Origin of the sequence: Rathayibacter sp. AY1B4 (assembly GCF_002932815.1) — a bacterium.
In the GTDB taxonomy this organism is placed as follows: Bacteria; Actinomycetota; Actinomycetes; order Actinomycetales; family Microbacteriaceae; genus Rathayibacter.
This window is the reverse complement of record NZ_PSWN01000003.1, coordinates 63,322-79,926: the sequence shown is the minus strand read 5'-3', so window position 1 is coordinate 79,926 and position 16,605 is coordinate 63,322. Positions and strand designations below refer to the sequence as shown.

The window sequence follows — 16,605 nt, the reverse complement described above, 5'->3', positions numbered from 1 at the left end:
CAGCGCCTCCGATCAGGACAGGTGCCCGGCCTTCTCCATCTGGCGGAGCTCGCGCTTGAGCTCCTGGACCTCGTCCCGCAGCCGGGCCGCGAGCTCGAACTTGAGCTCGCCCGCCGCCTGGAGCATCTGCCCGTTGAGGTCGGAGATGATCGCCTCGAGGTCGTTGCCGCCGTTCGCGGCGAGACCCTGACGGCGCAGGTTCGGCGTCGGGCTCTTCTTCTTGGCGTCGCGCCCGGCGAGCAGCTTGGCGGTGTCGGCCCCCTCGCGGGCGAGGGCGTCGGTGATGTCGGCGATCTTCTTCCGCAGCGGCGTCGGGTCGATGCCGTGGTCGAGGTTGTAGGCGACCTGCTTCTCGCGTCGGCGGTCGGTCTCGTCGATCGCGAGCCGCATCGAGTCCGTCACCTTGTCGGCGTACATGTGGACCTCGCCCGAGACGTTGCGCGCCGCACGGCCGATCGTCTGGATCAGCGACGTGGACGAGCGGAGGAAGCCCTCCTTGTCGGCGTCGAGGATCGCCACGAGCGAGACCTCCGGCAGGTCGAGCCCCTCGCGCAGCAGGTTGATGCCGACCAGGACGTCGTACACGCCCGCCCGCAGCTCCGAGAGGAGCTCGACGCGGCGCAGGGTGTCGACATCGGAGTGCAGGTAACGGACGCGGACGCCGGCCTCCGTGAGGAAGTCGGTGAGCTCCTCGGCCATGCGCTTCGTCAGCGTCGTGACGAGCACGCGCTCGTCGCGCTCGGTGCGGCGCTTGATCTCCTCGAGCAGGTCGTCGATCTGGCCCTTCGTCGGCTTGACGACGATCTCGGGGTCGATCAGGCCGGTCGGGCGGATGATCTGCTCGACGATGCCGTCGGCGATGCCCATCTCGTAGCGGCCCGGGGTCGCCGAGAGGTAGACGGTCTGACCGACGCGCGACTTGAACTCCTCCCACTTCAGGGGCCGGTTGTCCATCGCCGAGGGCAGGCGGAAGCCGTGCTCGACCAGCGTGCGCTTGCGGGACGCGTCGCCCTCGTACATCGCACCGATCTGCGGCACCGTCACGTGCGACTCGTCGATCACGACGAGGAAGTCGTCCGGGAAGTAGTCGAGCAGGCAGTGCGGGGCCTCGCCCGACTCGCGGCCGTCGATGTGGCGGGAGTAGTTCTCGATGCCGGAGCAGAATCCGATCTGCTGCATCATCTCGAGATCGAAGGTCGTGCGCATCCGCAGGCGCTGCGCCTCGAGGAGCTTGTTCTGCTTCTCGAGGTCGGCCAGGCGCACCTCGAGCTCCTGCTGGATGGTGTCGATCGCACGGTGCATGACGTCCTGGCTGGCGACGTAGTGCGAGCCGGGGAAGACCGACACGGAGTCGAGCTTCCGGACGATGTCGCCGGTGAGCGGGTGGAGCGTGTAGAGCGCCTCGATCTCGTCGCCGAACATCTCGATCCGGATCGCGAGCTCCTCGTACATCGGGATGATCTCGATCGTGTCGCCCCGCACCCGGAAGGTGCCGCGGGCGAAGTCGACGTCGTTGCGCGCGTACTGCATCGACACGAACTTGCGGATGAGGCGGTCCCGGTCGACCCGCTGGCCGACCTGGAGCGCCACCATCGCCTCGAGGTACTGCTCGGGCTGGCCGAGGCCGTAGATGCACGAGACGGTCGACACCACGATCACGTCGCGGCGGCTCAGGAGCGAGTTCGTGGTGGAGTGGCGCAGCCGCTCGACCTCGGCGTTGACCGAGCTGTCCTTCTCGATGAAGGTGTCGGTCTGCGGGACGTAGGCCTCGGGCTGGTAGTAGTCGTAGTACGAGACGAAGTACTCGACGGCGTTGTTGGGGAACAGCTCGCGGAACTCGTTGGCGAGCTGCGCGGCGAGGGTCTTGTTGTGCGCGAGCACGAGCGTGGGGCGCTGCACGGCCTCGACGAGCCAGGCCGTGGTCGCGGACTTACCGGTCCCGGTGGCGCCCAGCAGGACGACATCGGTCTCGCCGGCGTTGATGCGGGCGCTCAGATCGGCGATCGCGCCGGGCTGGTCACCGCTCGGCTTGTACTCGCTGATGACCTCGAACGGGTGCACGGCACGGGTTGGCTCCATGGTTCGAAGCGTAGCCGCGACCACCGACACCGGACGGCGCGTGCGCTGGCGGCGAACGGGGGTGCGCTCTCCGGCCGGGCCGCTCGGTCACGAGGGCGGGTGTCGGGGAAGGACCGTCAGCGGGCGAGCCGCTCCCACAGCGCGTCGGTCCGAGCGAGCGTCTCCTCCAGCGTGCCGGAGGAGTCGATCACGACGTCGGCGAGGGCGAGGCGCTCCTCGTCGCTCGCCTGCGAAGAGACCCGCGCACGCGCCTCCTCCTCGGTCAGTCCCCGGCGGGCGACGAGACGCTCGATGCGGAGGTGCTGCGGCGCGTGCACGACGACCACCTCGTCGAACTCCCCCGCTCCTCGGCCCTCGGCCAGGAGGGGGACGTCGTAGACGACCACCGCGTCCGGGTCCGCCTCGGCGGCCTCCGCGAACAGCCGCTGCGAGCGGAGCGTCACCGCCGGATGGGTGATCGCATTGAGGTCGGCGCGGGCCGCCGCGTCCGAGAAGACGATCGCGCCGAGCGCCGGGCGGTCCAGCGCGCCGTCCGCGCGGATCACGGACGGGCCGAAGCGCTCGGCGATCGCCGCCAGCGCCGGCTCCCCCGGCTCGACGACCTCGCGCGCGAGGACGTCGGCGTCGACCACCACCGCTCCGTGCTCGGCGAGACGGCGGGCGACGGTGGACTTGCCCGAGGCGATGCCTCCGGTGAGGGCGACGAGATGCACCCGGCCACCCTACCCAGCGCCGTCGCCCGGAACGCCGAACGGCCGGCCCCCGAGGGGACCGGCCGTTCGATGCGATGTGCTCGCGATCAGTTGTTCGAGGACAGCTTCTCGCGGAGCGCGGCGAGCGACTCGTCGTCGGCGAGGGTGCCGCCGGTGGTCGACTCGCTGGTGAAGCCGGCGCCGACCGAGACGCCCTCGGAGACGGTGGCCGCCTCCTCCTGCGACTTGGCCACCTGGGCCTTGTGGGCCTCCCAGCGCGCCTGAGCAGCGGCGTACTCCTGCTCCCAGGCCTCGCGCTGCGACTCGAAGCCCTCGCGCCACTCGTTGGTCTCGGGGTCGAAGCCCTCGGGGTACTTGTAGTTCCCCTGGTCGTCGTACTCCGTGGCCATGCCGTAGAGCGCCGGGTCGAACTCGGTGCCCTCGGGGTCGACGTTCTCGTTCGCCTGCTTGAGCGAGAGGGAGATGCGGCGACGGTCGAGGTCGATGTCGATGACCTTGACGAACACCTCTTCGCCGACCGACACGACCTGCTCGGCGAGCTCGACGTGCTTGCCCGACAGCTCGGAGATGTGGACGAGGCCCTCGATGCCGTCCGCGACGCGGACGAAGGCACCGAACGGGACCAGCTTCGTGACCTTGCCCGGCGCGACCTGTCCGATCGCGTGGGTGCGGGCGAAGACCTGCCACGGGTCCTCCTGGGTCGCCTTGAGCGAGAGCGAAACGCGCTCGCGGTCGAGGTCGACCTCGAGGATCTCGACGGTGACCTCCTGGCCCACCTCGACGACCTCGGAGGCGTGCTCGATGTGCTTCCAGGAGAGCTCGGAGACGTGGACGAGACCGTCGACGCCGCCGAGGTCGACGAACGCACCGAAGTTGACGATCGACGACACGACGCCCTTGCGGACCTGACCCTTGTGCAGGTTGTTCAGGAACGTGGTGCGGCTCTCGGACTGGGTCTGCTCGAGGAGCGCGCGACGCGACAGGACCACGTTGTTGCGGTTCTTGTCGAGCTCGAGGATCTTCGCCTCGATCTCCTGGCCGAGGTACGGCGTGAGGTCGCGGACGCGGCGCAGCTCGATGAGCGAGGCCGGGAGGAAGCCGCGGAGGCCGATGTCGACGATGAGACCGCCCTTGACGACCTCGATGACCGAGCCGGTGACGACGCCGTCCGACTCCTTGATCTTCTCGACGTCGCCCCACGCGCGCTCGTACTGCGCACGCTTCTTGGACAGGATCAGGCGACCCTCCTTGTCCTCCTTCTGGAGGACGAGGGCCTCGACGCTGTCGCCCACGTTGACGACCTCGGAGGGGTCGACGTCGTGCTTGATGGAGAGCTCGCGCGAGGGGATGACGCCCTCGGTCTTGTAGCCGACGTCGAGGAGGACCTCGTCGCGGTCGATCTTCACGACGGTGCCTTCGATGAGGTCTCCGTCGTTGAAGAACTTCAGAGTCTTTTCGACCGCGGCAAGAAAGTCTTCAGCAGACCCGATGTCGTTGATCGCGACCTGCTTGGTTGCCTTGTCGGTCGTTGCGGTTGTCATTAAGGGATGCTCCAGGATGGATGGGTCTCGGGCGGCGGCCGCCTGCGGGCCTCGCGGCTCGGCGGAGTGGTGACCACTGCGGTGGTGAGGGATGTGCCTCCGGCCCGGGAGCCGCGCTCGGCCGGCCGGAGGACCGGCCTTCCTCGCGCGCCGCGGGCACGGCGGCGCCACAGATGTGACACCCCAGCTTAGACGCCCCGGGAGGCGCACGGCAATCTCGCCGCGCCCGTCCAGGCGCGGGTTCCGGAGTCAGCCGGCGAGGGAGGAGCGGAGGGTGTCGAGACCGACGCCGCCGAGGTCGAGCGCCCTCCGGTGGAAGGCCGCGAGCGAGAACGCGGCGCCCTCGCGCGCCTCCGCCTCGTCGCGCAGCTGCTCCCAGATCCGCTGCCCGATCTTGTAGGACGGAGCCTGCCCCGGCCAGCCGAGGTACCGGTTCACCTCGAAGCGCACGAACGCGTCGTCCATGTTCACGTTGGCCCGCATGAACTCGAGGGCCGACTCGGCGGTCCAGACGGTGCCGGAGCCCGGCATCGGCTTCTGGAGGTGCACGCCGATGTCCAGCACGACGCGCGCCGCGCGCATCCGCTGGCCGTCGAGCATGCCCAGGCGGTCGGCCGGGTCGTCGAGGTAGCCGAAGCGCTCCATCAGCCGCTCCGCGTAGAGCGCCCAGCCCTCGGCGTGGCCGGAGGTCCCGGCGAGCTGACGGCGCCAGGTGTTGAGGCGGGCGCGGTTGTGGACGGCCTGGCCGATCTGCAGGTGATGGCCCGGGACGCCCTCGTGGTAGACCGTGGTCAGCTCCCGCCAGGTGGCGAACTCGGTGACTCCGGCCGGGACCGACCACCACATCCGCCCCGGGCGCGAGAAGTCGTCGCTCGGACCGGTGTAGTAGATGCCGCCCTCCTGGGTCGGCGCGATCCTGCACTCGAGGCGGCGCACCTCCTCCGGGATGTCGAAGGCGGTGCCGGCGAGCTCGCGGACGGAGCGGTCGCTGGTCTCCTGCATCCAGGCCTGCAGAGCGTCGACGCCGTGCAGAGTGCGGGCCGGGTCCGCCTCGAGGTGGGCGATCGCCTCGGCGACGGAGGCGCCGGGCAGGATCTCGCGCGCGATCGCCTCCTGCTCGGACGTCATGCGGGCCAGGTCCTCGATCCCCCACTCGTAGGTCTCGTCGAGGTCGACGACAGCGCCGAGGAAGCGGCGGGAGTGCAGCGCGTACAGCTCCCGGCCGACGGCGTCCTGCTCGGTCGCGGCGGGGGCGAGCTCGCCCCGGAGGAACTGCGCGAGCGACCCGTAGGCGGCCGAGGCACGGCGGGCGCCGTCCTCCAGTCGCTGAGCGAGCGACGCGGGCAGGGATCCGGCGGCGGGAGCGGCCTCCGCGGCCAGCTCGGCGAAGAACCCCCGGGGAGCGGCGATCTTCCGCGCCTGCTCGGCGACGAGCTCGACCTGGCGGCGGGCCGGGACCACGCCGGTGCGCATCCCCTCGCGCAGGGTCTCCGCGTAGCCCTCGAGGGCGGCCGGCACGGCCAGCAGCCGCTCGGCGACCGCCTCCCAGTCGGCGACCTCGTCCGTCGGCATCAGGTCGAAGACGTCGCGCAGCTCCTGCGCCGGGGACGCGATCACGTTGAGGTCCCGCAGCGGCAGACCGGCGTCGTGCCCTTCCAGGGAGAGCCGGAGCTCGGCGCCGAGGTCGGCGACCGTGACGCGGTCGACGTCGTCCACGGGGTCGGCGGCCTCGAGCTCGGCGAGGGCCGAGGCGGTCGCCGCCCGGGCGCGCTCGAGACCGGCCGGCGAGTAGTCGCCCAGGCGGCCGTTCGCGCCGCTGCGTCCGATCGCGGTGCCGAGGGTGGGGTCGAGGTCGACGAGCGTGTCGACCCAGCGCTCGGCGACGGCGTCGACGGCGGTGGGCTCGCGGGGGGTGTCGGTGCTCATGCCTCCGAGCCTAGCCAGGCGCTGCGGCCGGCTCAGTGCGCGGCGACGTCCCAGTCGGACCCGTGGCCCACCTGCACCTCGAGCGGGACGCTCAGGTCGGCGGCTCCCGCCATCCGGCCGCGGACGATCGCCTCGAGCGGCTCCTCCTCGCCGGGGGCGACGTCGAAGATCAGCTCGTCGTGCACCTGGAGGAGCATCCGCGAGCCGAGCCCCTGCTCGTCGAGGTCGGCCTGCACGCCGATCATCGCGCGCTTCATGATGTCGGCGGCCGAGCCCTGGATCGGCGAGTTGAGCGCCGCCCGCTCGGCGTTGTCGCGGAGGACGCGGTTCGCGCTCTGCAGGTCGGGGAACGGACGCCGGCGTCCGAAGATCGTCTCGGTGTAGCCGGTCTCGCGGGCCTGCTCGACGACGCTGCGGAGGTAGTCGCGCACCGCGCCGAAGCGGACGAAGTAGTCGGTCATCAGCTGCTTGGCCTCGGCGCTCGAGATGCGCAGCTGCTTCGACAGGCCGAAGGCGCTCAGGCCGTAGGCGAGGCCGTACGACATCGCCTTGACCTTGTTGCGCATGGCCGAGGTGACGTCGCCCGGATCGACGCCGAAGATCCGCGATCCGACGAAGCGGTGCAGGTCCTCGCCGGAGTGGAAGGCCTCGATCAGCCCGGCGTCGCCGGACAGGTGCGCCATGATCCGCATCTCGATCTGCGAGTAGTCGGCAGTGAGGAGGGTGCTCGCGTTCGCTCCGTGGACGAAGGCGGTGCGGATGCGGCGGCCCACCTCGCTGCGGACGGGGATGTTCTGCAGGTTCGGGTCGTTGGAGGAGATCCGGCCGGTGGCCGTGCCGGTCTGGTCGTAGCTGGTGTGGATCCGGCCGTCGGCGGTGACCGACTTCTCGAGCGTCTCGATGATCTGCTTGAGCTTGGTCGCGTCGCGGTGCTCGAGGAGCAGCCCGAGGAACGGGTGCGGGTGGGACTCCTGCAGGTCGGCGAGGGCGGAGGCGTCGGTGGTGTAGCCCGTCTTCGTGGCCCGGGTGCGCGGCATGTCGAGCTCCTCGAAGAGGACCTGCTGCAGCTGCTTGGGCGAGCCGAGGTTCATCTCGTGGCCGATCTCGGCGAACGCGCGGCTCGCGAGGTCGGCGGCCGAGACGGTCAGCTCGGCGCGGAGGCGCGCCAGCACGTCGGCGTCGATCGCGACGCCGGTGAGCTCCATCGTCGCGAGGACCTGGACGATCGGCAGCTCGATGTCGACGAGTACCGAGAGCATCCCCTCGCCCAGCCGCTCGCGCAGCGGAGCGACGAGCCGGTACGCGTACCAGGCCTCGGTGGCGGGCCCCATCGGCTCGACGGTGGGGACCAGCTGGTTCGGGTCGCCCTGCGCCATGGTCTCGTCGAGGTGCTGCGCGACCTGCGCCGCGAGCGTGGCCGGGTGCCCGGTGGGCTGCACCAGCCAGGAGGCGACGCGGGTGTCGAACGCGAGCCCCGCGACGGGGAGTCCGGCCCTCCGCAGCGCCTTGATCTGGGGCTTCGCGTCGGCGAAGTACTTGGGGGCGGGCCCGGCCAGCCACTGCTCGAGCGCGGTGTAGTCGGGCCGCTCGGCGGCCCACGGGACGAACGCCGTCTCCTTCTCGACCGCGAGACCCACACCCTCGAGCCCGCCGGCTCCGAGCAGGACCTGCACGGCGACGGGCGCGGTGCCCTTCGCCGACACGCGGTCGAGCCAGTGCGCGAGCTCCTCGTCGACCAGGGTGCGGACGGCGGGCGCGGAGGTCGTGACCACGTCGCCCGCCAGGGCCGCGGCGGCGCCGTCGACGCCCTCCTCCGCGGCGATCGTGAGGACCCGCTCCTGCAGGGTCTTGAACTCGAGGCGGCTGAAGATCTCGCGGACCGCGTCGGGATCGATCGGACGGCGCGTCAGATCGTGCGGCCCGAGGGGGAGCTCGACGTCCGTCACCAGCCGGTTGAGGCGGCGGTTGCGGAGCGCGTTCTCCTTCTGCTCGCGCAGCTTCTCGCCGACCACGCCCTTGATCTCGTCGGCGTGGGCGATGATGTCGGCGACCGTGCCGTACTGGTTGACCCACTTCGCGGCCGTCTTGGGGCCGACCTTGTCGACGCCGGGCAAATTGTCGCTGGTCTCGCCGACGAGCGCGGCGATCTCGGGGTACTGGTGCGGCTCGACGCCGTACTTCTCGAACACCTTGTCGCGGTCGTAGCGGGTGAGCTGCGAGACGCCCTGGGTGGAGGGATAGAGCAGGGTGACGTCCGGGGTCACCAGCTGGATGGTGTCGCGATCGCCCGAGACGACCAGCACGCGGAAGCCGGCCTCGGCCCCCTGGCGCGCGAGCGTCGCGAGGATGTCGTCGGCCTCGAAGTCCTCCTTCGAGACGGTCCGGATGTTCATGGCGTGCAGCGCCTCCTCGAGGAGGGGGACCTGGCCCTTGAACTCGGGCGGCGTCTCGCCGCGGGTGCCCTTGTACTCCGGGTACTCGCGCGTGCGGAACGAGTAGCGGGAGATGTCGAACGCGACGCCGAGGTGGGTCGGCTTCTCGTTCTTCAGCAGCAGGATCAGCATCGAGAGGAAGCCGTGGATGGCGTTCGTGTGCTGGCCCTCGCGGGTCTGGAAGCTGTCGACCGGGAGCGCGTAGAACGCCCGGAACGCCAGGGAATGGCCGTCGACGAGCAGGAGGGTAGGCTGTTCCGGATCTGACACAGGGCCAGACTACACAGCGCCTCCGACACCGGATCGGCCCGCTCGCGCCCGCCGGTCAGGGCCGCTCCGAGGCTCCAGCGCGAGGAGCGACGTGACCGAGCCGACCCCCACCACGACCGCCTGGATCCGCCCGCCCGCGCTCGACCTGGTCGCCGGGATCGGCCGCGGCATGGGCGAGCTCGCCGAGCGGATGGGGATCCTCTGGCACGAGCTCACCCCGCAGCACTCGGTGGCCTCGATGCCCGTCGAGGGCAACCGGCAGCCGGTCGGCATCCTGCACGGCGGCGCACACGTCGTGCTCGCCGAGTCGATGGGCTCGATCGCGGCGAACGTGCACGCCGGCGCGGACCGCCTGGCGATGGGCATCGAGCTGAACGCGAGCCACAGCCGCTCGGTCCACTCGGGCTTCGTGATCGCCACCTGCGACGCGATCCACCTGGGGTCCACCCTCACCACCCACGAGATCGTCGTGCGCGACCAGGAGGGGCGCCGCCTCTCCACCGTGCGGATCACCAACATCATCCGCGACGCCCGCTGACGGGAGCGGACGGGTCCCCCTCGCGGGAGCGGAGGGCGACGACCACGCCCAGGACCGCGACCGCCGTCGGGACCGCCCGTGCCTGCGAGCGACGGGGGATCGACCGGTCGGCCGCGCCGCTCGGGGACCCGGCACCGCGGCGAGCGGCACTGTCAAGCGACGGCGCGCGACTGTGCCCGGTGGTGCCCGAAGGGCGACACTGAGCGGATGAGCCTTCGCCATCTCCTCAAGAGCCTCCCGTCCATGCCCTCCGAGCTGCCCTCGTTCGATGCGGAGGCGGCTCCGGCCGATCCTCTCGAGCTGTTCGCGCAGTGGCTCGAGGAGGCGAAGGACGCGGGCCAGCTCCTCCCCCACGGCGCCACGCTCTCCACCGCCTCCGACGACGGCACCGTCTCGGCGCGCGTGCTCGTGCTGCGCGAGATCGACGAGGCGGGCTGGGCGTTCTCCACCCATGCCACCAGCCCCAAGGGACGCGCCATGGAGGAGAACCCGCACGCCGCGCTGACCTTCTTCTGGCCGGTCCAGGGCCGTCAGGTCCGGGTCGAGGGCCGGGTCGAGCGCGCCTCCGCGCAGGAGTCGGCCGACGACTTCCGCCGCCGCTCCGAGGCCGCTCGCACCGCCCTGCTCGTCGGACGCCAGAGCGAGCCGATGCGCAGCGCGCAGGACTTCGGCCTCGTCACGCTCCAGACCAGCGTCGCCGTGGGCTGCTCGCCCGCGACGCTCGACCGGGAGTGGGCCGTCTACCGCGTCGTGCCCGAGCGCATCGAGTTCTGGCAGGGCTCGACCGCGCCGGAGCAGGATCACACCCGTCTCGAGTACCGCCCGGGAACGACGGAGGCGGGCGGCTCCCCGTGGGAGCGCACCCGCCTCTGGCCCTGAGGCCGTGGGCCCTCGGGCCCGGCCTCGCGCTAGGCCTTCTTCGTGCTCAGCTGCTCGATGATCGCCTGCGCGACGTCGTGCATGGTGAGCCGGCGGTCCATGGAGGCCTTCTGGATCCAGCGGAACGCCTCGGGCTCGGTGAGCCCCATCTTCTCGTTGAGCAGGCCCTTGGCGCGGTCGACGAGCTTGCGGGTCTCGAAGCGCTCGACCATGTCGGCGACCTCGGCCTCGAGGGTGAGGATCTGGGCGTACCGCGAGAGGGCGATCTCGATCGCGGGCAGCAGGTCGTTGGGCGTGAAGGGCTTCACGACGTAGGCGAGCGCTCCGGCCTCGCTGGCGCGCTCGACGAGCTCCTTCTGGCTGAAGGCGGTGAGCAGGACGACGGGCGCGATGTGCGCCTTCGAGAGGCGCTCGGCCGCCGAGATGCCGTCGAGCTGGGGCATCTTGACGTCCATGATGACGAGATCGGGGCGCAGCTCGGTGGCGAGGGCCACAGCGGTCTCGCCGTCGCCGGCCTCGCCGACGACCTCGAAGCCGTTGTCGCGGAGGATCTCCACGATGTCGAGGCGGATGAGGGATTCGTCTTCGGCGACGACGACCCGACGGGGTGCGGTCGACGAGGGTTCCTGGTCAGTCACGCCGATGAGCCTACGGTATTCTCGACGGGCTGGTGATGAGCCGGTGTGGCGGAATGGCAGACGCGGGGCACTCAAAATGCTCTGTCCGAGAGGGCTTGTGGGTTCGAGTCCCACCACCGGTACCCGCCTGGTCGCGCGGTGCGCGCCTCCGCTCGCTAGCGTCGTCGGATGAGCACCGACCCCTGGCCCCTGTTCTCGCTGGAGCTGCGCACGCCGCGGCTCGAGCTGCATCCGGTCCGCGACGCCGACCTCGGCCCTCTCGCCGACGCGGCCCTCGCGGGCGTGCACGAGAGCGGCCGCTCGCCGTTCCCCTCCCCCTGGGCCGAGGCGCCGCCGGAGCGCCTGCCCGGCGAGCTCGCCCGCTTCCACTGGTCGCAGCGCGCGCAGACGACGCGGGAGTCGTGGCGCGTCGCGTTCGCCGTGGTCGAGGACGGCCGGGTCGTCGGCTGCCAGGACGTGGTCGCCGAGTCCTTCGCCACCACCCGCACCCTGACCTCGGGCTCGTGGCTCACCCGCTCGGCGCAGGGCCGCGGCCTCGGGCAGGAGATGCGCGCCGCCGTGCTCCTCCTCGCCTTCGACCACCTCGGAGCCGAGGTCGCCGAGAGCGCCGCCCTCTCCTGGAACACCCGCTCGATCCGGGTGTCGGAGGCCCTCGGCTACCGGCCGAACGGGACGCACCGGATCGTCGGTCCGGACGGTGCGCCGGTCGAGGAGCTGCGGTTCCGCGTCACGCCGGAGACTTTGGTGCGGCCGGAATGGACGCTGGAGGCCTCGGGGATCGACGCCGCACGAGCGGTCCTCGTCCAGGACCCGCTCGGTCCGCCCTCCCCTGTCTGATTCACCAGAACATCGTGCCCGGCGAGCCCTTGAACGGACCGACCACACGCGAGGTGATCCAGCCGCCGTAGAAGTCGCCCGGCTGCGGCTGGACCGTCTCGCCGTCGACCGTGCAGGAGTCCATCCGGCCGGGGTAGAGGGCGACCGTGTCGACGAGGGCCTCGAAGCCGGCCATCGGCTCGGGGTACGTCCAGCCCGCCGCCTCCGCGACCGCTCCTCCTCCCCCGCGCACGGTGAGGTAGGAGGCCGCGCCCTTGAACTCGCAGATGCTGCGGCCGGGCGCGGGCTCGAGCACCCCGGGCGCGAACGAGGACACGGGGAGGTAGTAGACGGGAGGGTGGCTCGTCTCGAGGACGCGGAGAGCGTCACGGGACTCGGCGACGACGACGCCGCCCAGCCGCACGACCACGTGCTCGGTGGTGGTCTCGACCCTCGGGGGTCGCGGGTAGTCCCAGACGGATTCCTGGCCCTCGGCGGGCGGCACGCGCTTCATCCCGCTCACGCTACGCGGCGGGGAGCGGGGCTCCGGCGCCTCCCAGAGGATGCCCGGGCGGACGCCGCGGCTCCGCAGATCCCCGCCGCCGGGACGCGCGGGGGCCCCGGTCGCGTAACGTCGTCCCTGCGGCGGAACCCCGAGCCCGCGCGCAGAAGGAATCCAGAGTGCCCACCGAATGCATCCACGGCCTCGACATCGCGCTCTGCGACGTCTGCACCCCGAAGAAGCTCCCCGAGCAGGTCGGCCGTGCCACCCGCGCCCCCGCGCGCGTGCCCGGGACCTCCCGTGCGGCCACGGCCCGTGCCGCCGCCCGCGGCACGGCGCGCGAGAAGCCCCTGCCGAAGGTCGACATCGCCGCGCAGCGGATCTACCACGTCACCCACCTCGACAACCTCGAGGCGATCGTCGCCGCCGGCGCGATCCTGGCGGACCAGCAGCTCCAGGAGCGCCCCGCGATCGACGTCAGCGCCGAGACCACCCGCGAGCACCGCCGTGCCGTGCAGGTGAAGGACGGCGTCAGCGTCGCCGGCTTCGTGCCCTTCTTCCTCTCCCCCGACGCCGCCCTCTGGGCCGACCTGCGCGGCGAGCGGGTCGCTCCGCACTGGTCGCCGAGCGCCCACGAGACCACCGCTTCGCAGTACGTCGTCCTGGTGGGCTCGCTCGCCTCCGCCCCGGTCCTGAGCGACGGCGACGCCTCCCACGTCCTCACGCGCTTCACCGAGGGCGACGCGCTCGTGCGCACCTTCGCGCGCCTCCTGGTCGACGAGCCGGCCCTGCGCAGCGCCGAGGCGCTCGTGCCCGAGCGCTTCCCGCTCGAGGGCGTCGCGACGGTCGGCGTGGCGTCGGTCGCCGCCCGCAACCGCGTCAAGGCTCTCTTCGAGGGCATCGACGCCTCTCCCCGCGTCGCCGTCTACCCGCCGTGGTTCCACCCGGTGGCCGAGGAGGAGTGACCCGGCGCTAGTCGGCCTCGAGGAGGTCGAGGCGGTCGGCCAGGTACCGGCGCAGCGGCATCAGTCCCTGCTCTCCCAGACCGGGCGCCCAGCGCACGAGCACCTCGGAGCCGCGCAGGGCCAGCGGCTCCTGGCCCGACTCGAGCGCTGCGGCGTCCAGTGCGAGGCGCCGCCAGCCGTAGTTGACGATCTCGCCCTCCTGGAACTGACCGTCGAAGGCGGCGCGCCGGATCTCGCGGCGCGCCTCCTGCGACTCGGACTGGTTGTTGGCGTGAAGCGGAGCGACGGCACGAGTGACCGAGCCCGTCGCGAGGAGCTCGCCCTCGCGTCCGAGGAGCACCACGCCGAGGCGCCACGCGCGGGTCACCGGCGCCATCACCGGCTTGCGGCGGAAGCCGAGGATCGCGCGCGGCGTCCGCAGCTCGGCGACGGCCTGGTCGGCGATGCCGCGGGCGTCGAGCTCGGCGGAGACCTCGCGCAGGAGCGCGGCCAGATCGGCGGCGGCCTGCTCGGCCCCGGGTGCTGCGGGCATCGCTCCTCCTCGGCTCGTCCCGCCAGCCTACGGGCCCGGTGTGCACCGGCCACCCCGCTCCGCACCGCTAGCATCGCCTGACGACACCGAGGAGGACGAGCGATGCGCGTCATCATGATGGGCCCGCCCGGCGTGGGCAAGGGCACCCAGGCGGCCGTGCTGTCGCGCGAGCTGGGGGTGCCGGCGATCTCCACCGGCGATCTGTTCCGCGCGCACGTCGCCGACGGCACCGACCTCGGACGGCGCCTGCGGGCGCTCGTGGAGGCCGGCGAGTACGTGCCGGACGAGCTGACGAACGCCCTGGTCGCCGAGCGCATCGCCGAGGAGGACGCCCGGGACGGGTTCATCCTCGACGGCTACCCGCGCACGCTCGCCCAGGTGGACGCGCTGGCGGAGCTCCTCGAGGAGCGGGGCACGCCGCTCTCGTGCGTCGTGCTGCTGACGGCCGACGCGGACGTGGTCCTCGAACGGCTGCACGTGCGGGCGCAGGAGCAGGACCGCGCCGACGACGACCCCGAGGTGGTGCGGAACCGGATCGAGGTCTACGAGCGCGAGACGGCTCCTCTGGCGGAGGTCTACGACGAGCGCGAGCTCCTGGTGCGGATCGACGGCTCCGCCTCGCAGGACGAGGTCGCCGCGAGGATCATCGCGGCGTGCCGGCCCGAGTGAGCCGACCCGCCGCGACGCGGGCTCAGATCGCCGAGGCGAGGACCTCGTCGAGCTTGGCCGAGGCCTCCTCGTCGGTGCCCTTCAGGGCGAGCGAGAGCTCCGACACGAGGATCTGACGCGCCTTCAGGAGCATCCGCTTCTCGCCGGCCGAGACGCCGCCCGCCTGCTCGCGGCGCCACAGGTCGCGGACGACCTCGCTGACGCGATACACGCTGCCGCTGGCCATCTTCTCCTGGTTGGCCTTGAAGCGGCGGGACCAGTTGCTGGCCTCCTCCGCGACGTCGCTGCGCAGGACGTCGTAGACCGCCTGGACTCCGGCGTCGTCGATGATCTCGCGGACGCCGACGAGCTCGGCGTTCTCGACGGGGAGGGTGATGGTGAGCTCGCTGGTGTGCACGTTCATCGTCATGAACGTCTTCTCGACGCCCTTGACCGAGCGCTTCTCGAGCCCGGTGATCGTCACCGCTCCGTGGTGCGGGTAGACCAGGGTCTCGCCGACCTCGAATGTCATCATGTCGTGCCTTTCGTCGTGGGGCGTGGTGGGAGTGAGGAGTCCAGGGGGCGCAGCGGCGCCGCGGCGAGCCAGGCCGGGAGCAGCGCGACGAGGTGCTCGACCAGCTCCTCGTCGGTGCCGTCGAGGGAGCCGGCGAGCCAGGCGCCGACCACGGAGAGGACGCCGCCGGCCGCGAAGACCGCGGTGAGCTCGGGGTCGACCGCTGCGGGGACGTCGACCCGGGCGAGCACCTCGCGGTGCAGGGCGAGCGCCGTGTCGAGCACGGCGTCGTCGGAGGCGACCCGGGCGGAGGCCCGCGCGCGGAGCCGGGCATGGAACGCGTGGCGGTCGACCAGCCGCTCGACGAGCCGCGAGTAGCCGCGCTGCAGGGCGTCGGCTCCGGAGCGGTCGGCGGGATCGCCCTCGGCGACGTCGGCGACCACGAGGTCCTGGCGGAGCAGCGCGGAGGCTACTCCCGCCGCGTCGTCGAAGTGGGCGTAGAACGAGCTGCGGCTGATCCCGGCCTCGCGCACGATGTCGCTCACCGCGATGCCCTCGGCCCTCTCGCCGTCGCTCTGCATGACGAGCCGCTCGACCGCGTCGAACACGCGGCGGCGGGTGCGCCGGGCTCGCGGATCGGCGGAGCCGAGCGCCGAGGGGGACTCCGCCGCGGGCACGGAGGCGAGGCGGGCGGGAGTCATCGACGTCAGTCTACCACTTCCCGGACAGGTGTACGGGAAGAGCGTCAGGCGCCGGTGCGAACCTGGTCGAGGCCGGCGATGCGGTCGATCGCGGCCTGCTCGCTCGGCGAGACCCGGCCGAGATACCGGCCCAGGAACACGAACAGCAGGCGGTTCGCCGTGATCGCGGGCCACCACGGGCGCCGAAGGCCCAGGAGCCTCCGCACCTCGGGGCTGAGCGAGGCGACCGCGCCGGCGAACAGCAGCGGGTAGACCACGCCCGCCTCGCCCGGCAGCCGGATGTCGCGGAGGAAGCCGACCGCCTCGTGCACGCGTGCGTCGGGCTTGAGCTCGCCCGCGAATCCGGCGAGCTGCGCGCGGAGCTCCGAGACGCTCTCGGGCGGATCCTCCACTCCGAGCAGCCGGCCGGAGGCGGCCCACTCGCGCACGTAGGCGTCGGGGCCGCCGGGGATCCGTCCGCCCCAGATCTCGTGGGCGCCGAGGAACGCGTCGGTGAAGGCGTCGTGCACCCAGAGCAGCAGGCGGGGGTCCTGCGCCGAGTAGGAGCGCTCACGCCCGCCGGCGTCCTCGTAGGAGCCGACGATCCGCTCGTGCACGCCGGTCACCCAGCGCGCCGCTCCGCTCGCCGCGGCGGTGTCGCCGAAGCTGGTGGTCAGGACCCAGCGGACCGTGTTGTCGAGGCGGCCCATCGGGTCCTCGCGGTAGCGGGAGTGGTCGTGCACACCGGCCATCGCTCCGGCGTGGAGGGTCTGCATGAGCAGAGCCCGCACTCCGGCGATCATCGTGGGCAGGCCGCCGTTGACCGCCCAGACCGCGCTGCCCGGTCCGAAGAGCCCGGCGTCGTCGCCCTTCTCGAGGGCCACGATCCAGTCGGCGCGGGGGCGGGGGCGGCGGCGTCTCATCCGCTCAGT

At 72.0% G+C, this 16,605-nt stretch carries 16 protein-coding genes and 1 tRNA gene; 6 read left to right on the top strand and 11 right to left on the bottom strand.

What is annotated here, in order from left to right:
• Window positions 1–12 precede the first annotated feature (12 nt).
• The 5 genes from uvrB to polA all read right to left on the bottom strand — a co-directional run bounded on the left by uvrB (window position 13) and on the right by polA (window position 8,961).
• Entirely contained in the window at window positions 13–2,079 is a 2,067-nt protein-coding gene (uvrB, locus tag C5D66_RS02660) for an excinuclease ABC subunit UvrB (protein ID WP_104221901.1), read from the bottom strand.
• A gap of 116 nt (window positions 2,080–2,195) precedes the next feature.
• The gene (coaE, locus tag C5D66_RS02655) at window positions 2,196–2,792 is read right to left on the bottom strand and encodes a dephospho-CoA kinase (RefSeq protein ID WP_104255367.1); all 597 of its coding nucleotides are present in this window, start codon (window positions 2,790–2,792) and stop codon (window positions 2,196–2,198) included.
• An 86-nt stretch (window positions 2,793–2,878) separates the two neighbouring features.
• Window positions 2,879–4,333, bottom strand: a complete 1,455-nt coding sequence (gene rpsA, locus C5D66_RS02650) for a 30S ribosomal protein S1 (RefSeq protein WP_104221897.1) — start codon at window positions 4,331–4,333, stop codon at window positions 2,879–2,881.
• 249 nt (window positions 4,334–4,582) lie between these two features.
• The gene (locus C5D66_RS02645) at window positions 4,583–6,259 is read right to left on the bottom strand and encodes a DUF885 domain-containing protein (protein WP_104255368.1); all 1,677 of its coding nucleotides are present in this window, start codon (window positions 6,257–6,259) and stop codon (window positions 4,583–4,585) included.
• Window positions 6,260–6,291: 32 nt separating this feature from the next.
• The gene (polA, locus tag C5D66_RS02640; protein WP_104255369.1) at window positions 6,292–8,961 is read right to left on the bottom strand and encodes a DNA polymerase I; all 2,670 of its coding nucleotides are present in this window, start codon (window positions 8,959–8,961) and stop codon (window positions 6,292–6,294) included.
• Between the two features lie 91 nt (window positions 8,962–9,052).
• Between polA and C5D66_RS02635 the strand changes: the two genes are divergently transcribed.
• The gene (locus C5D66_RS02635) at window positions 9,053–9,499 is read left to right on the top strand and encodes a PaaI family thioesterase (RefSeq protein ID WP_374952910.1); all 447 of its coding nucleotides are present in this window, start codon (window positions 9,053–9,055) and stop codon (window positions 9,497–9,499) included.
• A 207-nt stretch (window positions 9,500–9,706) separates the two neighbouring features.
• A complete protein-coding gene (locus C5D66_RS02630; protein WP_104232645.1) occupies window positions 9,707–10,378 on the top strand; it encodes a pyridoxal 5'-phosphate synthase in 672 nt (223 codons plus the stop codon).
• Window positions 10,379–10,407: 29 nt separating this feature from the next.
• On the opposite strand, the gene C5D66_RS02625 is transcribed toward C5D66_RS02630, so the two are convergent.
• Window positions 10,408–11,016: an ANTAR domain-containing response regulator gene (locus C5D66_RS02625; protein WP_104221889.1), complete on the bottom strand. Its 609-nt coding sequence runs from the start codon at window positions 11,014–11,016 to the stop codon at window positions 10,408–10,410.
• A gap of 39 nt (window positions 11,017–11,055) precedes the next feature.
• Between C5D66_RS02625 and C5D66_RS02620 the strand changes: the two genes are divergently transcribed.
• Both C5D66_RS02620 and C5D66_RS02615 read left to right on the top strand, forming a co-directional pair.
• Window positions 11,056–11,138, top strand: a tRNA-Leu gene (locus tag C5D66_RS02620).
• Between the two features lie 46 nt (window positions 11,139–11,184).
• Window positions 11,185–11,853, top strand: a complete 669-nt coding sequence (locus tag C5D66_RS02615; RefSeq protein ID WP_104255370.1) for a GNAT family N-acetyltransferase — start codon at window positions 11,185–11,187, stop codon at window positions 11,851–11,853.
• A 1-nt stretch (window position 11,854) separates the two neighbouring features.
• Here the strand turns inward: C5D66_RS02615 and C5D66_RS02610 are convergent, their stop codons facing one another.
• Window positions 11,855–12,346, bottom strand: a complete 492-nt coding sequence (locus C5D66_RS02610; RefSeq protein WP_104255371.1) for a DUF427 domain-containing protein — start codon at window positions 12,344–12,346, stop codon at window positions 11,855–11,857.
• Between the two features lie 167 nt (window positions 12,347–12,513).
• Here C5D66_RS02610 and C5D66_RS02605 point away from each other — a divergent pair, with 167 nt between their 5' ends.
• A complete protein-coding gene (locus C5D66_RS02605) occupies window positions 12,514–13,299 on the top strand; it encodes a DarT ssDNA thymidine ADP-ribosyltransferase family protein (RefSeq protein WP_104221883.1) in 786 nt (261 codons plus the stop codon).
• Between the two features lie 7 nt (window positions 13,300–13,306).
• Here C5D66_RS02605 and C5D66_RS02600 read toward each other — a convergent pair whose 3' ends face one another.
• Window positions 13,307–13,831, bottom strand: a complete 525-nt coding sequence (locus C5D66_RS02600; protein ID WP_104255372.1) for a hypothetical protein — start codon at window positions 13,829–13,831, stop codon at window positions 13,307–13,309.
• Between the two features lie 102 nt (window positions 13,832–13,933).
• Between C5D66_RS02600 and C5D66_RS02595 the strand changes: the two genes are divergently transcribed.
• Window positions 13,934–14,500, top strand: coding sequence for an adenylate kinase (locus tag C5D66_RS02595; RefSeq protein ID WP_104221879.1), 567 nt, complete (start codon window positions 13,934–13,936; stop codon window positions 14,498–14,500).
• Window positions 14,501–14,522: 22 nt separating this feature from the next.
• Here C5D66_RS02595 and C5D66_RS02590 read toward each other — a convergent pair whose 3' ends face one another.
• The 3 genes from C5D66_RS02590 to C5D66_RS02580 are packed head-to-tail and all read right to left on the bottom strand — an operon-like array spanning window position 14,523 to window position 16,596.
• Window positions 14,523–15,011, bottom strand: coding sequence for a CarD family transcriptional regulator (locus C5D66_RS02590; protein ID WP_068257183.1), 489 nt, complete (start codon window positions 15,009–15,011; stop codon window positions 14,523–14,525).
• Window positions 15,011–15,694 carry a TetR/AcrR family transcriptional regulator gene (locus C5D66_RS02585; protein WP_104221877.1) on the bottom strand — a complete coding sequence of 228 codons (684 nt, stop codon included), beginning with the start codon at window positions 15,692–15,694 and terminating at the stop codon, window positions 15,011–15,013. The genes C5D66_RS02590 and C5D66_RS02585 overlap by 1 nt, the downstream gene beginning before the upstream one ends.
• 44 nt (window positions 15,695–15,738) lie before the next feature.
• On the bottom strand, window positions 15,739–16,596 hold the full coding sequence (locus C5D66_RS02580; protein ID WP_104255373.1) for an oxygenase MpaB family protein: 858 nt from the start codon (window positions 16,594–16,596) through the stop codon (window positions 15,739–15,741).
• Window positions 16,597–16,605 lie beyond the last annotated feature (9 nt).